We start from the raw sequence: 17,702 nt of genomic DNA on the forward strand, positions 1-17,702 counted from the left end.
TTGGGAAACATCAAATTGATTACCCTGTCACCTGTCACCTGTCACAACAAGGGAATAGGGAATAGGGAATAGGGAATAGGGAATAGGGAATAGGGAATAGGAGTTCAGTAGTTCAGTAGTATGGCTAACGCCAAGCTCCGCTATCAGGAAGAAGAGTAATTTTTCCTCTGCTCCCTACACCCTACACCCTACACCCTACACCCTACACCCCACACCCCACACCCTACACCCCACACCCTATTCCTCAATTGGGAAAAACTCCCTAGACTTACGAGAATAAGACCAAGCAATCCCATCTGGATCACGGCTGCGACTCCATTCTGGAAAATCTGGGTCATTACGTCGTTTGTAAACGGTACTGGAATAAACACCCAGCCGCTTGGCTAGTTCCGATTGAATCAGAGAGCCAAAAACTAACTGTTGTTCCAGTGGTTTTTGTGATTCCTGATGAACTTCCTCATGAATGGCTGGAAATGTGACTTCTGGTAAAGATTCAGGTTTTGCTTCTTCTACCTGTACTTCTTGTTCCTGCTGTACCTGTTGTTCTTCCTGTTTTTCATCCTGTGGAATTGGTGGAGGTGGTGCTAAAAGCGTTCTGACTTCAGTAGTCACAGGTCGAGCAGGAAGTTTTTCCACTGGCTCACTACTATCAAGTATGTCACCTAGAATACTAGCTGTTATAAAGTAGTAGGAAGGAGTGTCGTTTTCAGAGTCTAGTACACTAGCTCCAAATTCCTTTGCTTTTCCTTCCAAGTAGCGTTTTGCCTCATTGCCAGAAAAATTCCCCTTGATTGCCAAATCCACCGGTGTAATTTTTCCTTGGTTTTCCCGAATCAATTGATAGAAAAGAGGGTTAACTTGCTCACACCACTTTTCCCATCTATATTGCTGCCAAAGGTTGACACCCATCAACAGCAACAAGCCTAGCAGCAAAAATTTCCAGGTTTGAACCAGAAAAACAATCAAAAACGATATCGGTAAAATTAGAACGAGAAAACTTTTCCCGTAATTTTCTATGGTCTTTTCACTCATGCTGATTTTTGCCAAGTGAATTTTTGCAAAATAATATTATTATCTTGGCAAAAATTGGGACATTTGTTTGTATCTTTTGGCAAAATGGCGGCAAATTATTTGGCAAAGGATACGTAAATCGGGAAAAAGTGCTGTTTGAAACCAATAAAAGAAATTTTTCCCTACCCTCTTGACATTAGAAATTACATATACTACATTAATCATACAAGCGACATTCCCAAAGGAGTTAGCTTCAAACCGTAGCGGATAGCTTAAGTGCTAGAGCGCCATCCTTGCCTTTTTAGGCCGACCTATCGAGGGTTATCGTAATCTTTTAAATTAAAATACCCTTGGTTAAAAATCCCGGAGATGCAGGCTAAATTCCTGCTCCGCTACACCCCAATCAATTTTAGATTTTGGATTTTGGATGAAAAATTATGTTTTCTTAATTCAAACTTTTGAATTTTGACTTGTTATGTAGTGGGTAGCGAAACTGGTCAACGCACCAGAGTAAATCCTTAATTTACTTTCCTTGCCTAAACAGGCCGAAAAGTTGAGGGTTATCGGGTTCTGGGGACTGTGGGTTCGAGTCCCACCCCACTACACCAAAATAATTTGAATTTTGAATTTTCGATTTTGAATTTTTATGTGGCAGATAGTTCAAATGGTAGAACGCTATTATCCTTGTTCACACCTTGCCTGAAAAGGCCGAAGAATCGAGGATTATCGTCTGATAAACGAGAGGTTGCAGGTTCAAGTCCTGCTCTGCCACCTTCCACTTTGTGGAATTCTAAATTGCCTGAAAAGGCCGAGGAAAGAAGCGATGAATTACAACTTCTTTACTAAAAAGAAAACAGCTACACCTCAAAATCAGCCTATCCCTGGCAGGGAAGCAGAGATGATTAAAGGGCGTAGTGGCGGCTATATGTTTGATGCTGGTATTTGGAAAATGCTGCGCCGTTGTTTGTTAATTGGCACAGCACAAAGCACATACTACGCAGGTAAAAATGAATTAACAGAAGATTTTGTTAATGTTATCAAACAAGCAGTTGCGGAAAATCCTGAAAAAGTAGCCGAAGAAATTCTTTATGCTAGTGATGGCCGCGCCATAAATAACAGTGCGCCTATTCTTGCTTTAGTATTACTTTCAATGGGTGAAACACCAGAAGCAAAAAAAGCTTTTATGGAAATTTTTCCCCAAGTTGTTCGTACAGGTAGCCATTTTTATGAATGGTTGAATTACACCAAATCTTTGCGTGGTTTTGGTAAAGTTATCCGAGAAGCTGGTAAAACTTGGCTATCACGGGAAGATGTCAAAGGTTTGGCTTATCAACTTTTGAAATATCAACAACGTCAAGGTTTTACTAACCGTGATGCTTTGCGGTTGTTCCACGTTTACCCACCTACAGAAAATCACCGTCAATTATTTGAATGGGTAGTAAAAGGTTGGGAAGAATTGCCAGCAGAGATCCCATCGGATGCGTTAGCACAAATTTGGTGGTATGAATGGTTAAAGCGCAATCCTAGCGAAACCCATACAGCTATTTCTCAAGGACGCTTAACCCATGAAATGGCTGCACCTGTAGGCACAATGGATAAACAAGCTTGGAATTTGCTATTTCAAGAAATGCCTATTGGTGCAATGTTGCGAAACTTGGGTTCTTTAACAGAAATTGGTGTGTTACGGGCTGATGAAACCACGAATTTGCGGCGTGTGGAAGCAGTTCTGAATAACCAAGAACATTTGCGAAAAGGACGTATTCATCCTATTGATGTGTTGAAAGCCCTCAAAACCTATGAATCTGGAGGAAGTTTAGGACGCAGTAAGAAAAATTGGCAACCTGTATCTCGCATTGTGGACATTTTGGAAAAAGCGGTTGAACTGTCTTTTGAGGTGGTAGAACCGACTGGTAAAGTGTTTATGCACGCCGTCGATATTTCCGGTTCTATGAGTAGCTGGGTTGCAGATATGGGTTTGAGTTGCTGTGAAATTGCCACCACAATGGCGTTAGTAACAGCAAAAGCCGAGAAAAACTATGCTATTCGCGGTTTTTCTACTCAATTTAAAGATTTAGAAATTACAGCCAAGGATAGTTTTAGTTCTGCGGTTCGTAAAGCTAGTAACCAGAACTTTGGTGGAACTGATGCTTCTGTAGCTTATCAGTGGATGACCAAGAATAAGTTTAAAGCCGATGTGGTCTGCTTTTGGACTGACTCAGAAAGCTGGGCTGGGTATCAGCATCCTAGTCAGGCGTTGAAGGAATACCGGAAACAAGTCAATCCTGATGTGAAGGCGGTTTATGTGACTTTAACACCTTACAGGATTACTTTGGTAGATCCTCAAGATCCTTTATCTTGGGATTTGGCAGGTTTTGATCCTGGTATTCCGCGCATTATTCAGATGTTAGCTACTGGTGAATTGTAAGTTTTGCTGTAAGTTGTCAGATGAGGGATAAATACAATTTATCCTTTATCTTTCTTGGCGGGTTTCCCTCGTTCGCAACTTGCCTTTTAGGCCGATGAATTTAGGGTTATTGGATGATATCTCCACCATATTTGGGGATTAGTGGGTTCAAATCCCACACCCGCCGTTTTTTATAATTTTATCTCACGCAAAGACGCAAAGGCGCAAAGAGGAAGAAGAGAATATTTAGGGGTTGAATGGGCGTTTTTTTATTTCTTCGATGGTTAAAAGTAGGGTGTTTTCGATGTAATAGCACACTTCTCGAGAAGCATAGTTTAGGCAATATGCTAAAAATTTATTAGCATCGTAATCATCTTTGAGTAATTGCTTTTCTTTATATATAAAATTCTACAGTGAATTAGATATATATTCGTGTTTAAAAGCATAATATTTACTTTCTATTATAAGATGGAAGGTAGGTATTTTTCCTACCATCACAATGTTTCTGGCCAAGGTGAAGTGGGAGCATCAGCATCAATTACAGATAAATTATCTAGGGTGTAATCTTTTGCTGAAGCTATGTTTTCATCTTTGTAAATAGGTAATTTTTTCAGATCTTCTAAAACCTGGAAAGCAGAATTATATCTTTGTTTATAATCATCTAAAACCATTTTATTGATAATTTGTGCTAAATCATCGCTAACTATTGCCTGATCAACCCATTTTACTTCTCCATCTACATTTCTTTCTAATTCATGAGGAGCAATGCCTGTTAATGCTTTAATAGCAACCATCCCCACCGCATAAATATCACTATTATATTTAGGACGACCAAAGCATTGTTCGCTAGGTGCATAACCTTTTGTGCCAATACCAATAGTAAAGGCTGTTGAATCAAGACTTTCTGTGATTTGGGTGCTAACTTCTTTGACAGCACCAAAGTCAATTAATACTAACTTCCAATCTGAGTGACGGCGGATAATATTGTTAGGTTTAATATCTCGATGAATTACACCATTTTCGTGGACAAATCTTAAGATTTCTAATAGTTCTTTCAACAGGGGAATTGCTAAATTTTCGCTGATACACTTACCTGATATCAATTCTTGATTCAAAGGATGTCCTAGTATATATTCTTGGACTAAATAAAATTCTTCATCTTCTTCAAAATATGCTAAAAGTTGAGGAATTTGATTGTGTGTTCCTAATTTTTCCAGAGTTTTTGCTTCTGCATTAAATAAACGTCTTGCTAGGGTTAAATTCTCTTGTTTAGTGGTGGCTGGTTTTAACTGCTTAACAACACATTGGGGATTACCAGGACGTTGTATATCTTCTGCGATGTACGTTTCACTAAATCCACCAGCACCAAGAACTTTGATAATTTTGTAGCGTCCAGCTAGTATTTTACCGTTCAAAGCTAAATCCCTTTTTTGAATTAAGTCTTGCAGGTCTTCTTGTTGACTGATAATTTCCTGAACTACAGGAGAAGATTTGTATTTCTGAAAAATTAAAAATAAATTATGTTTATTGATTTTTTCCTTAGCTACTTCAGTACCTAAATAAGAAAGTCCTGTGAAGGTGATAGCAACGATTGGTATGACAGTTGGGAACATCAATTTACCATAAATAAAACTGCTATAGCTAATTACTCCCCAAACACCAGCTATGGCAATACTAAATAAAAATCTCTGGATACCCTGTTGTTTTCTTGTTACTATTACAGCTGCACTACTGACCAACAGCAGTACAAACAAACCTCGCAACAATGGACTTTTAATAGCTGTAGCAATAGATTTATTAGCCATTAAAGTAGCGATCGCATGGGCGTGAATTTCCACCCCAGCCATACTTTCACGTGATGAAACAGCTACTGGATGATAATCGTTGCTTAATTTTGCTGTAGCGCCAATTAGCACGATTTTATTTTGGAAAAACTGGCCTTGTTGCAAATAAGTGTCCCAGTTTTCTGAATCAAACACATACCACAAAGGAATTGTGGTGAATGTTTCTCTTGTCCCCCAAAAATAAATGCGATCGCCTTTGGGTGGAGAATAATTCACTTTTGCTGCTGCTAACACAGCTTTTTCAAAGGAGGGTATTTTTGTGGTGATTACATTGTCTGAAGTTGATGTGGGAGAGAATTCACTGGCCAAGCGATGAATCTTACCATCTACCTCCAAGGGAAAGTTGACTGCACCAATGGACACTGACCCCAGACCAAACATAGGTAGTGGTTGGGTAATTTGATGAAATGAGCCTTGATGTGTCCTAAAATCTTCATAAACAGCAGCTAAGGCAACTTTATGACCATATTTTTGCAAAACTGCCTGTAATTGACGATCATCCGCCTCACCATAACTACTTGATGTATCAAAAACTATATCTAAAGCAACTACACGCGCACCAGCATTAATCAACTTAGTGATCACCTGGGCATAGGCTGCACGTTGATAAGGAAAAGATTTGAGTGGTTTTAGGTAGCTGTACTGTTGAGGATCAGTCTTATAATACTGCTCAGGAATTGAAATGGACTGATCATCAATCGCCAAAATCACAATATCTGGTGGAGCTATCTCTGTCCCACGTATTTGAAAAAAGGCAGTTGCAGCTTGATTTTCCAGTAATTGCACCCCATCTCCACCAACAGCACAGAGTATTCCTGCCACAATTGCAGAAGTGGCAGTAAGTAGATGACCAAAGCGCACCATCAGTTTAGACTGGTGTAAAGGTGCCGTTAAATTTCCTATTGTGAATTTACTTAACTGGCTCTTGGCAGCAGAAAGTGATTTTTCAGCTAAGGTGGATGTAGGTTCTTCTGCCATATTGAGTTACTCGTTAATTTCAGTACAACACTGTCATTTATTTACAAGCTGTCTTCCTGGCAACATTCTAATTGAAATCAAACTTAAATGAGAATCTTATCCGTTTGTCAAGTATGCTTTAATTACTATCCAAAATGTAACCGTATATTTGTCCTTCAGAATTCCTGACACTTTTTGTCAAAGTTGGGGCCACAGGCTATAGGGGATGGAGTATATTTTCCTTTACCATTTTCCCTGTAAATTCTCCCCAAATCTGGCAATGGTTACTTTTGCTAGATTGCTTCTATATTTAAGTATGTCCTCAGTGTATGTATAACTGAACTATTAATGAGAAAATTTATTAATGGACATCAGCCTAGCGCAAGCGGGGAGGAAACTCCAGGACAAAAGGCAGAAGTAATGGTTTTTTCAGAAGCTGTTTAAGCTGGTGCAACCGGATAGTTATTTTCGGTATGCTGTACTGGTTACTGCCGCAAGTCGAGAGTATACCTCTTTAGGAGTAAACTTGACGGATATACAGATCAGAATTCTGATCCCCAAATCAATTTTATGGGTAGATTGTGAGCAAACCCTATCTGAGAAACAGTTGGAGGTTCAACAGGTTCATTTACAAGTATCTTAAATTAAATGTTTTAGCCAATTTTATGCTGCGACAGAGATATAGCGGTTTTCAGTTGGATGAGAACAGATAGTGATTATAAAACATGGTTTACGGCAAGTTACGCTATCACATACAACAAGACTTTCAACTCTGTTCCCTCTTGCCTGTTACTTTGCAGTCGCTCCACTTGGGGAAAACCCAAGACCGCGCTGCTCTCTGTTTCCTGCTATAAGATCAAAGCTATACATGAAAACCACCTTATAGACATTAGCATCCTTGCCAATTAAGAATTGCTATAATCTATTGTTCAATCTTACATTCTTATCTATTATTTAGGTGTAATTTATATGGGTTCTACGATGAATCGTCTGTCTATTTTTGTAGACGGAAACAATATGTTCTATGCTCAACAAAAAAATGGGTGGTTTTTCGACCCCCGCAGAGTCTTAGAATATTTCAAGAATGAACAGCCGGAGACAACATTAATTAATGCTTTTTGGTACACAGGTTTAAAAGATCCACAAGATCAACGCGGTTTTAGAGATGCACTCATTAGTTTGGGATATACAGTACGCACTAAAATTCTCAAAGAATACTATGATGATGTCTCTGGTCGTTACTCGCAAAAAGCAAATTTAGATATTGAAATTGTTGTCGATATGTTTAATACGGTAGATCAATATGACCGAGTTGTTTTATTCAGTGGAGATGGAGATTTTGAAAGAGCGATCGAACTATTACGGTCAAAAAATACGCATATTACAGTAGTATCAACTGAGGGAATGATAGCTAGAGAACTACGCAATGCTACTGATAGATATATAGACTTGAACGATATTAGAGACCAAATAGAAAAAACTGAAGCTTAGTAAAATTAACAATTATTTACAAAGCCAAGCGTTAAATCAGGCAACTCTGACCAGGGAACAGGAAAAAAGTTGATAATTGATAAATGAGAACTAATAACTGTTCAAAAATAAAGTTCAAGCTATTCTTAGCCCCAAATCAAAGCCAAACAACCCCAAACCAATGAGCAATCAAGCAGACAGAATTATCATCTTTGATACGACACTGCGAGATGGAGAACAGTGTCCAGGAGCGACATTAAATATAGACGAAAAGCTGATTATTGCCAAGCAATTAGCTCGTCTAGGTGTAGATATTATTGAGGCTGGGTTTGCTTTTGCTAGTCCAGGTGATTTTGAAGCGGTTAGCAAAATTGCTCAAACCGTAGGCACAGAAAATGGTCCGATTATTTGTAGTTTAGCCAGAGCTAGACATGATGATATTAAAGCCGCCGCCGAAGCCATAAAACCAGCAGCAAAGGGCAGAATTCATACTTTTATTGCTACTTCTGATATTCACTTGCAATATAAGCTGAAAAAAACTAGGCCAGAAGTGATCGCCATTGCGGAAGAAATGGTAGCTTATGCCAAAACCTTCACCGATGATGTAGAATTTTCCCCCGAAGATGCAGGACGATCTGATCCAGAATTTTTGTATCAAGTTTTGGAAAGAGCGATCGCCGCTGGTGCCACAACTGTTAATATTCCTGACACGGTAGGTTACACTACTCCCAGCGAATTTGGGGCTATTATCAAAGGCATTGTAGAAAATGTCCCCAATATCGACAAAGCCATTATTTCCGTTCACGGCCACAACGATTTGGGTTTAGCTGTTGCCAACTTCTTGGAAGCTGTGAAAAACGGCGCAAGACAGCTAGAATGTACCATCAACGGCATTGGAGAAAGAGCCGGAAACGCTGCTTTAGAAGAGTTGGTAATGGCGCTGCACGTCCGTAGGCAATATTTTAACCCCTTCTTTGGTAGACCTGCGGATTCTCAAGCATCCTTAACCAATATTGACACCAAGCAAATTTATAAAACTTCCCGTTTGGTTTCCAACCTAACAGGAATGTTGGTGCAACCCAATAAAGCCATCGTCGGTGCTAATGCTTTTGCACACGAGTCTGGGATTCACCAAGATGGAGTGTTGAAAAACAAACTCACCTATGAGATTATGGATGCCCAATTGATTGGGTTAACAGACAATCAAATTGTATTGGGTAAACATTCTGGCAGAAATGCTTTCCGGACTCGGTTAAAAGAATTAGGCTTTGACTTGTCAGAAAATGACTTGAATAAAGCCTTTGTTCGATTCAAAGAAGTAGCGGACAAAAAGAAAGAAATCTCTGATTGGGATTTGGAAGCTATTGTTAATGACGAAATTCAACAAGCACCAGATTTATTTAAAGTAGAGTTGGTGCAGGTTTCCTGTGGTAGCAATGCTCAACCCACCGCTACAGTTACTCTCCGCACTCCCGACGGACAAGAATTAACCGATGCGGCTATTGGTACAGGCCCAGTAGATGCAGTTTATAAAGCCATCAATCGGGTAGTGAATGTACCCAATGAGTTGATTGAGTTTTCTGTGCAATCGGTGACAGGAGGAATTGATGCACTTGGGGAAGTGACTATCCGCTTACGTTATGACTCTCGTGTATTTTCCGGTCATGCAGCCAATACCGACATTATTGTGGCATCGGCTCAGGCTTATGTAAATGCACTGAATAGATTGTATGCTGCATTGCAGCAGCAAGCGAAGGAAGAAGTAACGGCCTAGTCTGAGAGTGGGTTAGTGATTTATCTTGACTAACCCACTTTTAGCTTAAATAGCAAGTCTGTTATTTAATATTGATGAAACCATATTGCACTCATGTTTTTAGTTCTTTAATATCAATATATAGATGTTTTTTTCTACCCTTCAGCCCGGTTATAAATATGAGGCGGATATTATCACCGCCTGAGTATTTATACAGATTTATCACTCATCTTTACACCTGCTTTGATAAAGTTAAAATCGGGTGGAAAATGGGTGTTCTGGTCATAATCCGCTTTTTCTAAATGAGTTCCTTGTAAATTAGCTTGACGCAGATCCGTTGAAAACAACATTGCTCCTCGTAAATCTGCATTTTGTAAATTAGCTTGGCTTAAATCGGCAAAACTCAAATCACATCCCCGCAAATTAGTACCACTGAGGTTAGCTGCGCTCAAATCAGCATAGCAGAAGTCAGATCCTTTCAAGTCAACGTCTTGCAGATTAGCATTACCCAATTCTGCTTTTTCAAAGTTGCGGTTTCCGGCTTCGTACTCTTCTATAATCCTAGCAGCGGTATTAATGGGCTGTTGAAAATTTACTTTAGGCATAAAACAGCCTCACAATTTATCTAAATTTTTTTGACTGGGCTTATTTCACCACGCATATTGATCATATAACCAATAATCCCACAGGTGAAGTCATTTTTAACATAAATTTGTCTCCAGATATAACCAGATGAAATTATCAGTGAACACCAACATTTCCGATTTCTGGGATAAGTAGGGTATCTGCTACCCTAAATTCTTACCAAGCAAATAGACAAAGCAAATAGGATTCCTTGATTCAGAAAGCCAAATTATGGAATTTCTTCACAAGTTCCTCAACTTTTTGCGTTAATTTTAAACATGGAGTCAATCAGCCTCTAATAACCATCAGGGAATACAGGCTGATACCATCCCTTAAATTTATTAGCAAATTCAGATGATGGATGAAAAAATAAAGCTAAAAATTTTGTTAAAAATTTTGTTAAAAATCAATAACGTAGTTACTACATAAAAGGGTGATAAAATAATGAGTGGAACTGCAATGGTGATTGGTTATGGCAATGAATTACGGGGTGACGATGGAATTGGTAATAAAATAGCAAATGCTATTGAATCTTGGCATTTATTAACAGTAGATTCTCTTGCAGTTCATCAATTGACACCGGAATTAGCAGCAAATTTAGCAACTACTAATTTAGCAATTTTTGTAGATGCTTCTATTAATTGTGAACCTTTAGATATACAAATTAAATCACTTTCTCCAGATACTAGTAATGATATCAATGGACATATAGGTGATCCGGGATCTCTGCTTGCTCTTACTAAATTTCTTTATGGTCATTGTCCTTCAGCTTGGTTAGTAACTGTACCTGGATTTAACTTTGAAATTAGCGATCGCATTTCACCCTTAGCAGAACAAGGCATAGTGATCGCACTCATAAAAATTATTCAAATTCTCGATAAATGTAACGATTTATGGATGGAGTTGGAATGAATAAGTGAAGAATCATAACTAATTTTTTCCCCATATCCTTATCTCTACTGTCACCTGTCACCTGTCACCTGTTTAAAGGAGTAGTTATGCAAAAATCTATTCAACCGACCAAAGACCGGGCTTATGATATCTTACAAACTGAAAGAATAAACCCCTTAGATGCTATCTTTGCACCTAAAACTGTAGCAGTAATTGGTGCAAGTGAAAAACCTGGAAGTGTGGGACGTACCCTACTTTGGAATTTAATTACTAATCCCTTTAATGGGACTGTTTTTCCTATCAATCCCCAACGGCATAGTGTATTAGGAATTAAAGCTTATCCTACTATTTTTGATGTTCCTGAAAAAATTGATTTAGCTGTAATTGCTACCCCTGCACATACCGTTCCCAAAATTATTTCTGATTGTGTTGATGCGGGAATTAAAGGAGCAATAATTATTTCCGCAGGTTTTAAAGAAGCAGGTGCAAAAGGTATCGCTTTAGAACAAGAAATACTCCAAATAGCACACCGGGGAAAAATTAGAATTATTGGACCGAATTGTTTAGGAGTCATGAGTCCTCTTTCCGGTTTAAATGCTACCTTTGCCAGTACAATGGCACGTCCGGGAAACGTTGGTTTCTTAAGTCAAAGTGGGGCATTATGTACAGCTATTCTGGATTGGAGTTTACAGGAAAACGTCGGTTTTAGTGCCTTCGTTTCCATCGGTTCAATGTTAGATATTGGTTGGGGAGATTTAATTTATTATCTGGGAGATGATCCTAATACAAAAAGTATTGTAATTTATATGGAATCTATTGGGGATGCGCGTTCATTCCTATCCGCTGCGCGAGAAGTAGCATTAACAAAACCGATAATTGTGATTAAAGCAGGTCGTACCGCAGCAGCAGCAAAAGCGGCCGCTTCTCACACAGGAGCATTAGCAGGAAGTGACGCTGTTTTAGATGCTGCTTTCCGTCGTTGTGGAGTATTACGAGTTAATAGTATTTCTGATTTATTTGATATGTCGGAAGTATTAGCAAAACAACCTCGTCCCAAAGGTGCAAAATTAACGATCTTAACTAATGCTGGTGGACCAGGAGTTTTAGCCACCGATACATTAATAGAAAGTGGGGGAGAACTAGCACCAATTTCGGAAGCAGTAGTTCAGGATTTGAATGAAATTTTACCACCCCAATGGAGTCACAATAACCCCATTGATATTTTAGGAGATGCTGATCCACAACGTTATACAAAAGCCTTAGAAATTGCCACTAAAGATCCTAATAGTGATGGCTTATTAGTAATATTAACACCCCAAGCCATGACAGATCCCACCCAAACTGCTGAACTATTAAAACCCTATGCACAAATGTCGAATAAACCGATTTTAGCAAGTTGGATGGGTGGTGCAGATGTAACTGAGGGAGAACAAATTCTCAACAGTCAAGGTATACCTACATATCGTTATCCCGATACAGCAGCGCGGGTATTTAGTTATATGTGGCGGTATAGTTATAACTTAAAAGGTATTTATGAAACTCCCGTATTACCGACTGTAGAATGTGAGGGTAATGTCCGTGATTGTGCATTGGTGGAAACTATTATTAACGATGCCAGAAAAGCAGGTAGGACTATTCTCACAGAATTTGAATCTAAGGAAATCTTAGCAGCTTATGGTATTCCTGTAGTTGCTGGTAGCATTGCTAAAAGTGCAGAGGAAGCGGTTCAGTGTGCAGAAACTATTGGTTATCCTGTAGTTTTAAAACTCTATTCCCAAACCATTACTCATAAAACAGATGTGGGTGGTGTACAGTTAAATTTGCGAAATGCTGAAGCCGTAAAACGCGCCTATCATTTAATAGAATCATCGGTATTAGAAAAAGCCAAACCCGACGATTTTTTAGGCGTAACTGTACAACAAATGGTAAAAACTAGCGGTTATGAATTAATTGTTGGTAGTAGTTTAGATCCGCAGTTTGGTCCGGTATTATTATTTGGTGCTGGGGGACAGTTAGTAGAAGTTTTCCAAGATAGTGCTATTGCCATTCCGCCTTTGAATACAACTTTAGCACGCCGGATGATGGAACAAACTAAAATTTATAAAGCCCTCAAAGGTGTGCGCGGTAGACAAAGTATAGATATGGCTGCATTGGCAGAATTGTTAGTAGTATTTAGTCATTTGGTAGTAGAACAACCTTTGATTAAAGAAATTGATATTAATCCTTTGTTAGCTATTCCTCCTACTCCTGATCATCCTGGTGGTTTAATAGCATTAGATGGCAGGATCGTTTTACATTCTCTTGATGTGACACCAGAGGAATTACCAAAATTAGCAATTCGTCCTTATCCAAGTCAATATATCGGTAATTGGCAATTAAAAGATAGTACACCAATTACCATCCGTCCTATTCGTCCTGAAGATGAACCTTTGATGGTACAATTTCACAAAACTCTCTCAGAAGAAAGTGTTTATTTCCGTTATTTTCACCTGATTAAATTGAGTCAACGCATTACCCACGAACGACTCACCAGAATTTGCTTCATTGACTATGACCGCGAAATGGCATTAGTGACAGAATATGAAAATCCAGAAACCAAAGCAACAGAAATTTTAGCTGTCGGAAGATTGAGTAAATTACATGGTAGCGATGATGCAGAATTTGCTATGCTGGTGAGCGATCGCTTTCAATGTCAAGGACTAGGTACAGAACTACTTAAGAGATTAATAGAAGTTGGTCAAAACGAGAAAATCTCCTGTATCTATGCTGATATTTTGGCAGATAATTTAGGGATGCAGCGAGTGTGTGAAAAACTCGGTTTCCAGATTTCACCTACAGCAGATGCAACGGTGTTAAGGGCGCAAATTAAACTGACAACTTGATTTTCCTAGGGGTGGGGTTTCTCCACCCTTGATAATTTCAAGGTGACAATTTTATAATAAGTAGTCGTGCAAAATAAATTTTCTAGTTAGGAGAGGGAATAGGGAATAGGGAATAGGGAATAGGTAAGGAATACAGACATTTTTGTTTTCAATCAATATGTACAATTAATTTTGCTTGGGTACTTATTATGGTTAGAGATGACGTGAGATTAATAATTCCTAATCCCCATGAAGGAGATATCAGTAAAAGCTTATTGGTAAAAATATTAAAACAGGCACAAATAAATAGGAATGAATGGGAAGCACTTTAAACATTAATGCTTTCCCATTTTAAAAATTAACACCAAATTTGTAAAACTCGTCCTTTAATTTCCTGACCAAACCAAGGTGTATTATTAGAAAGGGTATACAGATTTTCTCTATTTACAGTCCAAGTTTGTTGAGGATCAAATAATGTTAATTCTGCTTTTTCACCGACTTTAATAGCTTTAATTTCCTGTTGTAAACACGCTGCTGGTTGATTACTCAAAACGCGCCATAGTTCTAAAGCCGTAAATTCCCCAGTTTCCACCAGATTTTGCCACAATAATGGTAATGCTAATTCTAAACCAATTGCCCCTGGTGGTGATTCTGCAAAAGCCTGGACTTTTTCTTCATAGGTGAAAGCTGCATGATCAATTGCGATCGCATCTATTACTCCTCCACGCACACCACCACGCAATGCCGCTACATCACTGACATTACCTAAAGGTGGGTCTAAATGCAAGGCTGTGTGATAACTCTTAATATCTCTTGTATCTAGCAATAGATGCATCCAAGTGGTGCTGGCTGTGACTGGTAAACCTTGAAACTTTGCCATTGCAATTAATTCTACACTCCGCGCCGTAGAAACCCGCATAATATGTACAGGAGTTCTTATAGCGGCTACCAATTCTAACAAAGCAGCGATCGCACTAGTTTCTGCACTAGCGGGGACAGGTGGTAAACCGATACGCAAAGCCTCCGCGCCTTCCCTCATGATACCATTGGCTGATAACGAGCGATCGCAAGGACAAAACGCCACAGGTTTACCAAAAGGATGCAGATATTCCAATATCCGCCTGACTATAGCCAAATTTTCCCAAGGTTTACCATCTGTAAAACCCACAACTCCCGCAGTAGCTAAATCAGCAAATTCCGTTAATTGCTTACCAGCTAAATCTAAAGTCATCGCACCCCAAACTTGAAGATGGGGAGAAGAATGTAAACTTTCCTCTAATTTAATTTGCTTCTGCAACTGTGCTACCAAAGCCTGGTTATCAATAACTGGTAAAGTATCAGGTAATACACCAACTCTAGTAAAACCACCACCAGCAGCAGCTTGCAAAAAAGAAGCCAGAGTTTCTCTCTCTTCAAACCCCGGTTCACCAGAATGACTATATAAATCAACTAAACCAGTACCTAAAATCAAACCACGACAATCTTTAATTGCAGCATCAGCACTGATATCTGAAATTTGTGGTGCAATTGCTTGGATATAACCATCAACAATTAGCACATCAGCTATTTGGTCAGTTCCCGCAACTGGGTCAATGACCCTTACTTGTTGTAGCAATTCCTTTGTCATTGTATCTATCGGCTATTACCTATGAATGCGCCAGTTATTTGTTTATTTTATTTCTTGAGTACGCAAGATTTAAACTTCGGACTTGGGATTAATAGAGAAATCCAAAATCCAAAATCCAAAATTCTCTCACCGACAGCCGATAGGATAGATTGGCGCAAACCTACACCAAAATTCTACAATGCTCCGGCTGCCGTTTTATCTAATACACCACCACTCAAATGACTAGTAATGTTCATCGCTTGCAAAACTGGTAAACCACTTGCACCTGAAGGATAGTCAATTACACTAACTGCACCATTACCTTGACGGAAATTCCAGAAATTTTCTGGTGATAAACCCAGGATATGGCAGAGTAAAGTTTTGTTAGTCGCATCGTGAGCCACTACTAAACCGGTTTGCAGGTGATTTTCCTCAGCAGCTTGTAATATTGACTGCCAAGCAGCTACACTACGTTCCCATACTTGGTGTAAATTTTCTCCTTCCGGCATTTGCACCTCGGCGGGAATAGTGCGCCAGCGTTCCAACTCTCCGGGAAACTCCTGTTCTATTTCCGCTTCAAACTTACCTTCCCAAAGTCCGTGACTGATTTCCCGTAACCCATCCAATAATTCCAACTTTACATCAGGATGTGGCTTGAGAATAATTTCGGCTGTTTCTTTTGGACGTGCCATAGTGCTGCTAAAAGCAAAATCAAGCGCCACATCTTGGAGAAACTCACCAGCTTTTGCGGCTTGACTTCTGCCATTGTCATTGAGAGGAACGTCAATTTGTCCTTGGAACTTACCTTGACGATTCCATTCTGTTTCCCCGTGACGTACCAATAATAATCTAAATCCTTGATGATTGGGGCGCAAACTCGGTAAAGTGTCTCCCAAATGTTGGGTTTGATTCATTGATTCTAATTGAACCGTGTCACCCAAACCACCGGCAAAATTCAAAACACTAATTGCACAATTAGACTGCTGTAAACCGTGATAGCCACTGGGAGGAATACCCAAAGCCGTACTAATCAGGGCGCGGTTAATACCATTATGTCCAACAATGAGAATAGTCTCCCCTTGATGGCGAGATAAAATTTCTTGCCAAAACTGCTTTGCTTGTTCATATAAAGCCAAAACAGGGAAATGTTCTCGTGTCCCATTTGCGTCATTGACAACCATCCGCAACTCATGGGGACGTTTTTTCCAGATACTATAGTCATCAGGGAACTTCTCTTTCACATCAGCAGATAACATTCCCGCCCATAAAGGTAAATCTACTTCCACCAGATTTTCAGAAACCTGGATCGCAGCAGACTGTTCCACCGACTCACTGCAAATAATCTCCGCTGTTGTCTTCGCTCGGTTGAGAGGACTGCTGTATATGGCGTTAAATGTAATATTACTCAGGGCTTTACCCGTTTTACCCGCATCGCTCCGACCTTTATCCGTTAACGTTGACGCATCAGTACGTCCTTGGATACGTCTTTCAATGTTATATGTACTTTGCCCATGACGCACAATGATGACACGAGTCATTAAAAAACCTCTTCTCTCCAAAGGTTTAATTTTACTGTAAAACGGCTGATAGATTACTATTGGTGATTGGTAATTGGTAATGGGTAATGGGTGATTGGAATTATGACGCAGGATGAGTTGTTGGCACTGATAGATCGCGCTGCGGCTGAGGGTTGGGAAGAGTTAGACCTGTCGGGGAAAAATTTAACCGAGATACCAGAGGCGCTGGCTAAATTAACCAATCTCACCCAGCTTTACCTCAGTCACAACCAAATCACCGAGATACCAGAGGCGCTGGCTAAATTAACCAATCTCACCCAGCTTTACCTCAGTCACAACCAAATCACCGAGATACCAGAGGCGCTCGCCAAATTAACCAATCTCACCCAGCTTTACCTCAGTCACAACCAAATCACCGAGATACCAGAGGCGCTCGCCAAATTAACCAATCTCACCCAGCTTTACCTCTATAACAACCAAATCACCGAGATACCAGAGGCGCTGGCTAAATTAACCAATCTCACGAGGCTTCACCTCTATAACAACCAAATCACCCAGATACCAGAGGCGCTGGCTAAATTAACCAATCTCACCCAGCTTTACCTCAGTCACAACCAAATCACCCAGATACCAGAGGCGCTGGCTAAATTAACCAATCTCACCCAGCTTTACCTCAGTCACAACCAAATCACCCAGATACCAGAGGCGCTGGCTAAATTAACCAATCTCACCCAGCTTGACCTCAGTCACAACCAAATCACCCA

At 39.6% G+C, this 17,702-nt stretch carries 13 protein-coding genes and 2 tRNA genes; 9 read left to right on the forward strand and 6 right to left on the reverse strand.

Annotated features, from left to right (window positions below; genetic code table 11):
* Positions 1-237 precede the first annotated feature (237 nt).
* Positions 238-1,032 (reverse strand): hypothetical protein, encoded by a 795-nt coding sequence (locus A0J48_RS17430; RefSeq protein ID WP_200325227.1) that lies wholly within the window; start codon positions 1,030-1,032, stop codon positions 238-240.
* 456 nt (positions 1,033-1,488) lie between these two features.
* Here A0J48_RS17430 and A0J48_RS17435 point away from each other — a divergent pair.
* From A0J48_RS17435 to A0J48_RS17445, 3 genes are all read left to right on the forward strand, one after another.
* A tRNA-OTHER gene (locus tag A0J48_RS17435) sits at positions 1,489-1,619 on the forward strand.
* 41 nt (positions 1,620-1,660) lie between these two features.
* A tRNA-OTHER gene (locus A0J48_RS17440) sits at positions 1,661-1,783 on the forward strand.
* 51 nt (positions 1,784-1,834) lie between these two features.
* Entirely contained in the window at positions 1,835-3,436 is a 1,602-nt protein-coding gene (locus tag A0J48_RS17445) for a TROVE domain-containing protein (protein ID WP_200325229.1), read from the forward strand.
* Positions 3,437-3,661: 225 nt separating this feature from the next.
* On the opposite strand, the gene A0J48_RS27755 is transcribed toward A0J48_RS17445, so the two are convergent.
* Together A0J48_RS27755 and A0J48_RS17450 are read right to left on the reverse strand one after the other, a co-directional pair.
* Positions 3,662-3,817: a hypothetical protein gene (locus tag A0J48_RS27755; protein WP_411841137.1), complete on the reverse strand. Its 156-nt coding sequence runs from the start codon at positions 3,815-3,817 to the stop codon at positions 3,662-3,664.
* Positions 3,818-3,909: 92 nt separating this feature from the next.
* Complete coding sequence (locus A0J48_RS17450; protein WP_200325231.1) at positions 3,910-6,237, reverse strand: serine/threonine-protein kinase; 2,328 nt, start codon at positions 6,235-6,237, stop codon at positions 3,910-3,912.
* A 948-nt stretch (positions 6,238-7,185) separates the two neighbouring features.
* On the opposite strand from A0J48_RS17450, the gene A0J48_RS17455 reads away from it, so the two are divergent.
* Positions 7,186-7,707, forward strand: coding sequence for a LabA-like NYN domain-containing protein (locus A0J48_RS17455; protein WP_200325233.1), 522 nt, complete (start codon positions 7,186-7,188; stop codon positions 7,705-7,707).
* 160 nt (positions 7,708-7,867) lie between these two features.
* Positions 7,868-9,460 (forward strand): 2-isopropylmalate synthase, encoded by a 1,593-nt coding sequence (locus tag A0J48_RS17460; RefSeq protein WP_200325235.1) that lies wholly within the window; start codon positions 7,868-7,870, stop codon positions 9,458-9,460.
* A 188-nt stretch (positions 9,461-9,648) separates the two neighbouring features.
* Here the strand turns inward: A0J48_RS17460 and A0J48_RS17465 are convergent, their stop codons facing one another.
* Positions 9,649-10,044, reverse strand: a complete 396-nt coding sequence (locus A0J48_RS17465) for an Alr5209 family pentapeptide repeat protein (RefSeq protein ID WP_200325237.1) — start codon at positions 10,042-10,044, stop codon at positions 9,649-9,651.
* A 463-nt stretch (positions 10,045-10,507) separates the two neighbouring features.
* Here A0J48_RS17465 and A0J48_RS17470 point away from each other — a divergent pair, with 463 nt between their 5' ends.
* From A0J48_RS17470 to A0J48_RS27475, 3 genes are all read left to right on the forward strand, one after another.
* On the forward strand, positions 10,508-10,975 hold the full coding sequence (locus A0J48_RS17470; protein WP_200325239.1) for a hydrogenase maturation protease: 468 nt from the start codon (positions 10,508-10,510) through the stop codon (positions 10,973-10,975).
* A gap of 86 nt (positions 10,976-11,061) precedes the next feature.
* Positions 11,062-13,836 carry an acetate--CoA ligase alpha subunit gene (gene acs, locus A0J48_RS17475; protein WP_200325241.1) on the forward strand — a complete coding sequence of 925 codons (2,775 nt, stop codon included), beginning with the start codon at positions 11,062-11,064 and terminating at the stop codon, positions 13,834-13,836.
* A gap of 188 nt (positions 13,837-14,024) precedes the next feature.
* Positions 14,025-14,147 carry a type II toxin-antitoxin system HicA family toxin gene (locus A0J48_RS27475; RefSeq protein ID WP_267910316.1) on the forward strand — a complete coding sequence of 41 codons (123 nt, stop codon included), beginning with the start codon at positions 14,025-14,027 and terminating at the stop codon, positions 14,145-14,147.
* 26 nt (positions 14,148-14,173) lie between these two features.
* On the opposite strand, the gene A0J48_RS17480 is transcribed toward A0J48_RS27475, so the two are convergent.
* Both A0J48_RS17480 and A0J48_RS17485 read right to left on the reverse strand, forming a co-directional pair.
* The gene (locus tag A0J48_RS17480) at positions 14,174-15,442 is read right to left on the reverse strand and encodes a dihydroorotase (protein ID WP_200325243.1); all 1,269 of its coding nucleotides are present in this window, start codon (positions 15,440-15,442) and stop codon (positions 14,174-14,176) included.
* Between the two features lie 173 nt (positions 15,443-15,615).
* Complete coding sequence (locus A0J48_RS17485) at positions 15,616-16,959, reverse strand: histidine phosphatase family protein (protein WP_200325245.1); 1,344 nt, start codon at positions 16,957-16,959, stop codon at positions 15,616-15,618.
* Positions 16,960-17,061: 102 nt separating this feature from the next.
* On the opposite strand from A0J48_RS17485, the gene A0J48_RS17490 reads away from it, so the two are divergent.
* The coding region (locus A0J48_RS17490) for a leucine-rich repeat domain-containing protein (RefSeq protein ID WP_200325247.1) at positions 17,062-17,702 on the forward strand (641 nt) is incomplete at its 3' end.

It is taken from the genome of Sphaerospermopsis aphanizomenoides BCCUSP55, from assembly GCF_001586785.1.
GTDB lineage: Bacteria > Cyanobacteriota > Cyanobacteriia > Cyanobacteriales > Nostocaceae > Sphaerospermopsis_A > Sphaerospermopsis_A aphanizomenoides_A.